Below are 9235 nucleotides of genomic sequence, written 5' to 3'. Positions count from 1 at the left end.
CTATCTCCGGCACCCACCTATATATACACTCTCATTTTGGTGGGCTGCGTCTTTTGTTTAAAAGCCACCGCCGGTTCCCCCCGGGGCCCCGCCACTTGGGGTCGGGGGGGTTTGCGCGGGGCCCGGGGGCACGTCAGCGCCTGCCACCGGGCCCGGTCCGGTGTCGCGCCCCGGTCCAGGGTGCGGCGGCCCTCGACCGCGGTGACGTGGCGGTCGCTGGACAGGCACAGCATCACGAAGAGGGCGGTGTGCGTGGGCTCGACGGTCTCCTCGTAGTACCACTCGGCCGTGACGACCCGCCGGTCGGGCAGGAAGGGGCGCTGGAGGAAGTCCTGTACGTCGAGGGGGAAGTGGCCGAGCACCCCCTGGGCCTCCGGCGGGTTCAGGACCAGGCGCTCCACGGGTGAGCCGGCCCGGCCGGGCACGGCCGGGCCGCCCCCCTGCTGCGGCGGCCGTGGGTCGAACGAACGGGTGCGCAGCGAGCCGGGCTCCACCCGGGCCCGCTCGCCGCGGTGTTCCTCCGCCCGGCCGCCCCGGTACACGGGTTCGACCCGGCACAGTCCCCGGTCCCCGAACACCACGGCGAACGGGACGCCGTCGGAGTAGACGCGGGCCCACCACATCAGGGAGCGGCCCGCCTTCTCGGTCGTCTTGGCGCGCGTGTCGGCCGGCAGCAGTTCCCAGCACCGGTGGCGGTCGGGGGTCCGGGGATCGACGGGCAGCGTTCCCGGTTCGTGGATCTGCGTCACGCCCTCGGAGTGCGCCGGGCCGCCGCCGGCCGGCCGGTCCGCGTGCCCGGGGAGCCGGTCGCGCCGGTCCGGTGTCCGGTCGCGCTGTCCGGGTGGCCGGTCCCGGCGCTCCGGGAGGCGGTCCCGCCCCGCGAACTCCTGTTCCCAGGCCTCGTCCATGTGTCCCCCCGGTTCCTCGAAGTCCCGTGACACGCAAGCCCATTGTCGGCCACGGACCGGCGTCGCGGCGGTGGTCGGGGGAAACCGGCGCCCGCGAGTCCTTCCGCCTTCTTGGAACACGTTCTACTCTGTGCGCCGCCACCACAGCGACCGGCTGGACCCGCGAGACACCCGGAGGGGCCGTGCACCTCGAATACACGCCTGAGCAGCAGCAGTTGCGCACCGAGCTGCGCGCCTACTTCGCCGAGCTGGTGCCGCGGGACGTCTACGCCCGCTACGAGGATCCGGCCGCCCAGAAGCGCTTCTACCGGGAGACCATCCGCAGGCTCGGCGCCGACGGCTGGCTCGGCGTGGGCTGGCCCGAGGAGTACGGCGGCCGCGGGATGACCCCCATGGACCAGTTCATCTTCTTCGACGAGGCCGCGCAGGCCGTCGTACCGCTGCCGCTGATGGCGCTCAACACCGTCGGGCCGACCATCATGCAGTTCGGCACCGACGAGCAGAAGGCGTACTTCCTGCCGCGGATCCTGTCCGGCGAGATCGACTTCGCCATCGGCTACAGCGAGCCGGACGCCGGCACCGACCTCGCCGCCCTCAAGTGCAAGGCCGTCCGCGAGGGCGACGAGGAGACCGGCACGTACGTGGTCAACGGGCAGAAGATCTGGACCACCAACGGGGACACCGCCGACTGGGTCTGGCTCGCCGTCCGCACCGACCCGGACGCCCCCGCGCACAAGGGCATCACCATGCTCCTGGTGCCGACCGCCGACCCCGGATACTCGTGCACCCTGATCAACACCCTCGCCTCGCACGACACCACCGCCAGCTACTACGAGGACATCCGCGTCCCCGCGAGCCGCCGCGTCGGACGGGAGAACAAGGGCTGGCGCCTGATCACCAACCAGCTCAACCACGAGCGCGTCACCCTCGCCGCGCACGGCACCATGGCGATCCGGGCGCTGCACGACGTCCAGCGCTGGGCCGCCGAGACCAAGCTCGCCGACGGCCGCCGCGTCATCGACCTCTCCTGGGTCCGCGGCCGCCTGGCCCGCACCCACGCCCGGCTCGACGCGATGAAGCTGCTCAACTGGCAGATGGTGGGAGCCGTCCAGGACGGCACCCTGACCCCGCAGGACGCCTCCGCCGTCAAGGTGTACGGCTCCGAGGCCCGCCGGGACGCGTACGCCTGGCTGATGGAGGTGGTCGGCGCGGCCGGCTCCCTCAAGGACGGTTCCGCGGGCGCGGTCCTGCACGGGGAACTGGAACGCGGCTACCGCAGCGCCGTGATCTTCACCTTCGGAGGCGGCAACAACGAGATCCAGCGCGAGATCATCTCCTGGATCGGCCTGGGCATGCCCCGCGTCCGCCGCTGACCGGGTGTGACTCACGACGATGGTTGGCACTCAACAACTTTTGTTGTCGCTGGACAAGAGTGCGAACGCTCGGCATTTGAGCCGTGACACGCCAGTCGGCACCAGTGCGGCCGCTGTCGCCGGGCCGAGGTCCGGCCCACCGTCGTGGCGTGTCTCAGTCAGCGGGGGCGGCAGCGCGTGGGCCATGAAGTTTCACCGGCAGAAGCATCGTCGTGCCTGCTTCTGCCGGACGGCGTTCAACGCCGGGCCAAGACCGAGTTGACCAGCGGGAATGCAGAGATGGGCATGAGTGGGGCCACCGCGGGCGGTGTCGGACGTGGAGCGCGGACGCGCCCGGGGGCCTCAGCGCCGTACCGTCCAGGCGCTGGCGGCGGCTCTGACCCTGGACGCCGAGGCGGCGTCCGGCAGTGGCTGGGCGGAGGGCTCCGCGATGTGCTCTGCCGGCAGCCTCGTCGGTGATCAAGGCACCGCGGACGCGCTGCCCACGCAGGTGCAGCGGCCGGGCCGGGGTGGCCGGGCCGGCCGCTGCGGGGCGTTCGCCGTTATGCGACGGGCTGTTGCTGGGTGACGCAGTGGATGCCGCCGCCGCCCGCCCCCAGGCTGTCGATGGCGAGCTGTTCGACCGTCCGGCCGGGGAAGAGGCGCTGGAGGGTCGACTTGGCTCCCGCGTCGGCCCGGGTGTCGCCGAACTGCGGTGCGATGACCGCGCCGTTGCACACGTAGTAGTTGGCGTAGGCGGCCACGAAGCCGGGGTCGGTGGACCGGATGCGGTCGTAGTCGGGGCCCTGGAGCCGGGTCACCGCGATGGGACCGCCCTGGGCGCCGGTGGACGTGGAGAGGATCTGGTACTGCTGGCGGGCGTCGTTGGACCAGGCGTCGGTGTCGCTCGCCAGCGGCATCTGGACCAGCCCCTGCCCGGGGGAGAGGAAGCGGGAGGTCGCGTCGACGTGGTCGTCGGTGATGTCGCGGCCGAGGACGCCCTTGAACCAGATCACCTTGGAGGCCCCGAAGGCGGCGCACATCGCCGCTTCGATCCCGGCCTGTGACAGGCCGGGGTTGCGGTCCGGGTTGATGATGCTGCTGCGGGTGGCCATGAGGGTGCCGGCGCCGTCCGTCTCCACCGCGCCGCCCTCGCCGACGAAGCCGGCGGTGGTGAACGGGACCCCGGCGTAGGCCGCTACGCGCCCGGCGACCAGGGCGTCCTTGGCGTGGGTCTGCTGGCTGCCCCAGCCGTTGAAGTTCAGGCCGACCGCGTCGAGGCCGCCCGCGCCGTTCGTACGGAACACCGGGCCGCTGTCGCGCATCCAGCAGTCGTCGACCGGGATCGAGCCGATCACCGTGACGCCCGCCCCGCAGGCGCTCTTCGCCTTGGAGACGCTCGCCGCGTTGGCGCACATGACGACCGGCTCGTACGTGGCGATGGTCTTCGCGATGCGTGCGATATCGGCCTGGACCCCGGCCAGTTGCCGTCCCCAGATGGCCGAGCTGTCCGGCCACGCCATCCAGGTCCGGGTGTGCCGGACGGTGTCGAGCGGGACGGTGAGTCCGCCCGCGGCGGCGGCGACCCCAGTGGTGGGCCGGGTGGCGGCGAAGGCCTCGCCGCCCACCGCAGCCAGTGCGGCGCCGGCGGCCGTGAGGCCGGCAGCGGCGAGGAAGCCCCGTCGGTCCAGGGCGCGACGTGGCGTTCCGCCGGCCGGGTTCCGAGGTGCAGCGTGATCGTTCATCACTGTTCTCCGATCCGTTTCTCGTGGGGTCACAGAGCGCGTCGGGCAGCTGAGATGTGTTGCGGGTCCCAGCCCGGCCGGGGTACGGACTCCAGCAGCAGGCGGGTATAGGGGTGGCGGGGATCGGCGAGGACCCGGGCGGTCGGACCCGCTTCGACGATCCGGCCGTGCCGCATGACGACGACGTCGTCGGTGACGCACCGCACGACGCCGAGGTCGTGGGTGATGAACAGGTAGCCGATGCCGCTGCGTTCGCGGATGTCGGCGAGCAGGTTGAGGATCTGTGCCTGGACGGACACGTCCAGCGCGGCGACCGCTTCGTCGAGGACCAGGACGGCGGGCTCCACCGCCAGTGCCCGGGCGATCGCCACGCGCTGGCGCTGCCCGCCCGACAGCTGCCGGGGCAGGGCGTCCGCCTCCCGGGCCCCGAGCCCCACCTGGTCGAGGAGCTCGGTGATGCGCGGGCCGGGGTCGGTGTCGGGGAAGTGCAGACGGAGGGTCTCCCGCAGTGCGGCGCCCACCGTGGTGCGCGGATCGAGGGAGAGGAACGGGTCCTGGAAGACCATCTGGACCTCCCGGGCCCGTGCGAGGCGCCGGGCCCTGCCCCGCGTACGAGGGTCCCGGTCCCGGCCGTGGACGAGGATCCGGCCGCCGTCCGCGCGCTCCAGGCCGACGATGATGCGGGCGGTGGTCGTCTTCCCGGAGCCCGACTCGCCGACGATGCCGAGCGATCCGCCTTCGGTCAGCCGGAACGAGACGTCGTCCACCGCCCGGACGGGCCCGTAGGTCCGGCGCAGGCCGACGGCCTCCAGGACGGTCTTCCTCATGGGCGGCATTCCTCTCCGATCGGGGACGGGACCTGTGGGCGGCCGTCCGCTTCGCCGACCCGGTCGCCGTGATGGCACGCGGCGAGCCGGTCCCGCTGGCCCCCGGCGAGCGGCAGCAGGGCCGGCGCCTCGCGGACGCAGTGGTCGGTGACGTACGGGCACCGGGCGGCGAAGGGGCACCCGGTGAGCTCCTCGCGCAGGCTCGGCGGCCGGCCCTCGATCGCGGCGAGCCGCCCCCGCGGGGCGTCCAGGCGCGGGGTCGACGCGAGGAGCGCGGCCGTGTACGGGTGCCGCGGCCGGGTGAACAGCTCCTCGGCGGGGCCCGTTTCCACGATCCGGCCCGCGTACATCACGTACACGCGGTCGCTGATGGCCGCGGCGAGTCCGAGGTCGTGGGTGACGAAGAGCAGCCCGGTGCCGAAGCTCTCGCGCAGTTCACCGAGGAGCGCCACGACCTCCGCCTGGGTCGTCACGTCCAGGGCCGTGGTGGGTTCGTCGGCGAGGATCAGGGCCGGGTCGCCCATGAGCGCGGCCGCGATCACGACCCGTTGCAGCATGCCGCCGGACAGCTGGCCCGGGTACGCGCGCAGGGCGGCGGCGGTGAGGCCGACGGCCTCCAGCATCCGCACCGCCCGCGCCTCGGCGTCCGCCTTCTTGGCCCGGGCGTTCAGGCGCAGGCTCTCGGTGAGGAAGTCGCCGACGCGGCGCACGGGGTTGACGGCGGCCCGCGGGTCCTGGAAGACCATGGCCGCCGTGCTCGTGCGCAGGATCCGCAGCCGGTCGGGGGTCATCGTGAGGACGTCGTCGCCGGCGACGTTCACCGTCCCCTCCGCGGCCGCGCCCGGCGGCAGCAGCCCGAGCACGCTGCGGGAGGTGAGGGTCTTGCCGGAGCCGGACTCGCCGACGAGGGCCACGGTCTCCCCGGCGGCGACGGTGAGGTCGACGCCGTCGAGGACGGGCCGTGCGGTGTCCGGCAGCCGCAGCCGCAGCGCCCGGATGTCGAGGGTGTTCAACGGGCCCTCCTGGCGACCTGGTCGGCGCGGCGTTCACCGACGACGTTGAAGGCGACCACGGTCAGGACGATCGCCGCGCACGGCACGATCGGCGCGAGCGGGTAGCCGGACTGGATGGCGCTCTCGCCGTCGAAGACCATGCGGCCCCAGTCGGGGGTGAGCGCGGGAACGCCCAGCCCCAGGAAGGAGAGGCCGGCCAGGTCGATGAGGGCGTACCCGAAGTTGACCGTGGACTGGGCGAGGACGACCGGGGCGATGCCGGGCACCACGTGCCGCAGGCAGATCTGCAGCCCGGAGTGGCCCTGCACCCGGTAGGCCTCCACGTACGGGCGGGCGCGTTCGGCCAGCACGAGGGAGCGGGTGAGCCGGCTGACGTACGGGAGGTACGCGATCGCCAGGGCGATGACCGGCGCGAGCAGTCCTTCCCCCTGGACCGAGACGATCAGGATGGCCAGCAGCATGCCGGGGAAGGCGAAGACCAGCTCGGTGCCGCGCGACAGCACGGAGTCCAGGGGGCCGCCCCGCCAGGCGGCCGCGGTCCCGATGGCGACCCCGGCCACGGTGGAGAAGACGACGACGCCGAGCGGGCCTAGGAGGGAGGTGCGGGCGCCCAGCACGAGCCGGGAGAGCGTGTCGCGCCCGGAGGCGTCGACACCGAGGAGGTGCTCGGGGGAGGGGCCCGCCAGGGCGTTGCCCAGGTCGACGGCGTTCGGGTCGTACGGGGCGATCCAGGGGGCGAGCAGGGCGACGAGGACGACCAGGGCGACGAAGCCCAGGCAGAGTGCGGACAGGGGCGCGCGGGTGGTGCGGATCCTGGCGAGGCCGGGCCGGCGCAGCAGGGCGGTGGCGGTCATGCGGCCCGCCTCCCGGCGCCGAGGGAGACCCGGGGGTCGATCAGCGGATGCAGCAGGTCGACGATCAGGTTCACCGACATGAACAGCGCGACCATGATCAGGGAGATGGCCTGCACGGTGGGGAAGTCCTTGGTGGTGGTGGACAGTTCGAGCAGTTGGCCGATGCCGCCGACGCTGAACGCGGACTCCACCAGGACGGTGGTGACCAGCAGGGTGGACACGATCAGTCCGCCGGTGGTGAGCACGGTGCCCAGGGCGTTGCGCAGCACGTGCCGCCGGATCACCAGGTGTTCGGCGACCCCGCGGCTGCGGGCCACGGTGACGTGCTCCTGGCCGAGGACGTCGAGCATCGCGGCCCGGGTGACACGGGCGAGCATGCCGATCAGGTAGAGCGCCAACGCGACGGCGGGCAGCGTCAGATGCCACAGCATCGACCCGATCCCCTCGCCGCTGCCCCCGGTGGGGAACCAGTGCAGACGCACCGCGAACAGCCCCTGGAGCAGGACCGCGGCGACGAACGACGGGGTGCCGATGGCGAAGGTGGTCGTGACGAGGATCGCCGAGTCGGCGGCGCCGCCGCGGACCGCGCCGATCCACCCGAGCAGCAGACCGAAGGCGAGGACGAGCAGGAGCGCCATGGTGATCAGCAGCAGGGTGCTCGGCAGCCGGTCCGCCAGCAGCCGGGACACGTCGGTGCGGTACGTCAGCGAACGCCCGAAGTCGCCGTGCAGCACCTGGCCGAGCCAGCGCAGGTACTGCACCGCGAACGGCTCGTCCAGGTGGTACTGGGCGTTGAGGGCCCGCAGCGCCTCCGGGGAGGCGGACCGCCCGGCGAGGAGGAAGCTCGCCGGGTTGCCGGGCGCCAGGTACATCGCGCCGAAGATGACGAACGACGCGCAGAGCAGGGTGGCGGCCATCTCGGCCAGCCGTCGGACGGCGAACCTCACGAAGCCGGTCACGGCGCCGCCCCGACGTCGGCGGCCCACGGGTAGTACAGGTACGCGATGGTGGTGGGTGCGCCGGTGATCCGCTTGTTGAGGAAGAGCGCTGTGGGCCACTCGGCGACGGGGATCCACAGGACCTGGTCGGCGGCCTGCTGCTGGAGCCGGGCGGCCACCGCCATCCGCCGGGCCGGGTCGTACTCCGCGCGGGCCCGGGCGACGAGGTCGTCGTAGGCCGGGTCGCTGTAGCCGGCGTAGTTCTGGAAGGCCCCGGTCTGGAAGTTGCCCAGCAGGTCCATCGGGTCGGTGATGGAGTCGTAGTACGTCTCGGGGAACATGTCCAGGCCCTCGCGCGCCTGGGGGTCGGTGAACAGCGCGGTGAAGGCGTTCGGGGCGATGGTCTTCAGCCGGACGTCCAGCCCGATCCGGGTGCCGGCCGCCTGGACGGCGGTCGCCAGCAGCGAGACGTCCTGGCCGATCGCGCTGGTGGCGATGGTCACCGTCTTTCCGGTGGCGCCCGCCTCCTTGACCAGCGCCTTCGCCTCCTCGATGTGCTGCTCGGGCGACGGCAGGCCGTCGAAGGCGGCCTTGCGGACCTCTTCGGGGGCCGCGGCCCAGACGGCCTTCGTGGTGAGGGAGCTGGTGGCGGTTCCCGCACCGCCCAGGCCCGCCTTCACGAAACCGCGGCGGTCCAGTGCCAGGGACAGCGCGCGGCGGACCCGTACGTCGCCGAGCGCGCCCTTCATGCTGGTGACGTTGACGTTGACCGTGCTGAGTCCCTCGCCGAAGTAGAGGGTGCCGACCCCGCTCCTGCTGAGCCGGTCGTAGCTCTCCGTGGGGATCAGGTACCCGCCGTCGGCCTCGCCGCTGAGCATCGCGTTGGTGCGCGCCGAGGGGTCGGTGAGGAAGCTGAACACCACCTTCGCCGACTTCGCCCGGGTCCCCCAGTAGCCGTCGAAGCGCCGGAGTTCGATGGACTGGCCCTTGTTCCAGGTGCCCAGTTCGTAGGGGCCCGTACAGTCCAGGCCGCCCGAGGTGCCGTAGTCCTTGCCCGCCTTCTCGACACCGGCCTTCGAGGCCACGGCGCCGGCGGCGGTGGCCATGTACTGGGGGAACTGCGCGTCCGGCTGCTTCAGCCTGACCGTGACCTGCAGCGGGCCCGTCTTGGTGATCGACTCGACGTTGGCGAAGTCGCTGTTCCAGGCCGAACCGCCGTCCGGGTCGAGCTGCCGGCCGAGGCTGAACACCACGTCGTCGGCGCTCAGTACGCCGCCGTCGTGGAAGTGGACGCCCGCGCGCAGGTCGTAGACCCACGTCTTGGGGTCCGGGTTGGTGGCCTTCTCGGCCAGGCCCGGAGCCACGGTGAGCTGCGGGGTCCACCGCATCAGGCTCTCGCAGACGTTGGACAGGACGGTGTTCTGCGGGTAGTCGAAGGCGGCGGTGTAGTCCAGCGTGGGCGGTTCCGCGTACAGGGCCCAGGTGAAGGAGTCCAGCTCACCGGCGGCGGCCGGGGTGCCCGCGGACAGCTTGAACGCGGCGCTCCCGGAGGCCGCTCCGGTCCGGGGCGGTCCGGATCAGGCGGCGACCACACCCAC

8 protein-coding genes are annotated in these 9235 nt (G+C 72.6%); 1 reads left to right on the top strand and 7 read right to left on the bottom strand.

Annotation, left to right across the window (positions count from 1 at the left end; all coding sequences use genetic code 11):
• Window positions 1-17: 17 nt before the first annotated feature.
• On the bottom strand, window positions 18-908 hold the full coding sequence (locus ACFXA3_RS24890) for a hypothetical protein (protein ID WP_385190302.1): 891 nt from the start codon (window positions 906-908) through the stop codon (window positions 18-20).
• Window positions 909-1090: 182 nt separating this feature from the next.
• On the opposite strand from ACFXA3_RS24890, the gene ACFXA3_RS24885 reads away from it, so the two are divergent.
• The gene (locus ACFXA3_RS24885) at window positions 1091-2281 is read left to right on the top strand and encodes an acyl-CoA dehydrogenase family protein (protein WP_385190300.1); all 1191 of its coding nucleotides are present in this window, start codon (window positions 1091-1093) and stop codon (window positions 2279-2281) included.
• Window positions 2282-2823: 542 nt separating this feature from the next.
• Here the strand turns inward: ACFXA3_RS24885 and ACFXA3_RS24880 are convergent.
• From ACFXA3_RS24880 to ACFXA3_RS24855, 6 genes are read right to left on the bottom strand one after another with little or no spacing between them, the layout of a single operon-like run.
• Window positions 2824-4005, bottom strand: coding sequence for an agmatine/peptidylarginine deiminase (locus ACFXA3_RS24880; protein WP_385190298.1), 1182 nt, complete (start codon window positions 4003-4005; stop codon window positions 2824-2826).
• A 29-nt stretch (window positions 4006-4034) separates the two neighbouring features.
• A complete protein-coding gene (locus tag ACFXA3_RS24875) occupies window positions 4035-4832 on the bottom strand; it encodes an ABC transporter ATP-binding protein (RefSeq protein WP_385190296.1) in 798 nt (265 codons plus the stop codon).
• Complete coding sequence (locus tag ACFXA3_RS24870) at window positions 4829-5845, bottom strand: ABC transporter ATP-binding protein (RefSeq protein WP_385190294.1); 1017 nt, start codon at window positions 5843-5845, stop codon at window positions 4829-4831. Before ACFXA3_RS24870 ends, ACFXA3_RS24875 begins: the two co-directional genes overlap by 4 nt.
• Complete coding sequence (locus tag ACFXA3_RS24865; RefSeq protein ID WP_385190292.1) at window positions 5842-6699, bottom strand: ABC transporter permease; 858 nt, start codon at window positions 6697-6699, stop codon at window positions 5842-5844. The genes ACFXA3_RS24870 and ACFXA3_RS24865 overlap by 4 nt, the downstream gene beginning before the upstream one ends.
• A complete protein-coding gene (locus ACFXA3_RS24860; RefSeq protein ID WP_385190289.1) occupies window positions 6696-7658 on the bottom strand; it encodes an ABC transporter permease in 963 nt (320 codons plus the stop codon). Before ACFXA3_RS24860 ends, ACFXA3_RS24865 begins: the two co-directional genes overlap by 4 nt.
• Entirely contained in the window at window positions 7655-9025 is a 1371-nt protein-coding gene (locus ACFXA3_RS24855; protein ID WP_385190287.1) for an ABC transporter substrate-binding protein, read from the bottom strand. Before ACFXA3_RS24855 ends, ACFXA3_RS24860 begins: the two co-directional genes overlap by 4 nt.
• Between the last annotated feature and the right edge of the window lie 210 nt (window positions 9026-9235).

The sequence above is a fragment of the Streptomyces sp. NPDC059456 genome, assembly GCF_042750055.1.
GTDB lineage: Bacteria > Actinomycetota > Actinomycetes > Streptomycetales > Streptomycetaceae > Streptomyces.
The sequence above is the reverse complement of the archived record's forward strand: the minus strand, read 5'-3'. Positions and strand labels throughout refer to the sequence as shown.

What these genes read in the sequence shown, in the direction of transcription:
- ACFXA3_RS24890 (WP_385190302.1), bottom strand. Translation starts at nt 908, where the DNA reads ATGGACGAGGCCTGGGAACAGGAGTTCGCGGGGCGGGACCGCCTCCCG.
- ACFXA3_RS24880 (WP_385190298.1), bottom strand. Translation starts at nt 4,005, where the DNA reads ATGAACGATCACGCTGCACCTCGGAACCCGGCCGGCGGAACGCCACGT.
- ACFXA3_RS24875 (WP_385190296.1), bottom strand. Translation starts at nt 4,832, where the DNA reads ATGAGGAAGACCGTCCTGGAGGCCGTCGGCCTGCGCCGGACCTACGGG.
- ACFXA3_RS24865 (WP_385190292.1), bottom strand. Translation starts at nt 6,699, where the DNA reads ATGACCGCCACCGCCCTGCTGCGCCGGCCCGGCCTCGCCAGGATCCGC.
- ACFXA3_RS24855 (WP_385190287.1), bottom strand. Translation starts at nt 9,025, where the DNA reads ATGCGGTGGACCCCGCAGCTCACCGTGGCTCCGGGCCTGGCCGAGAAG.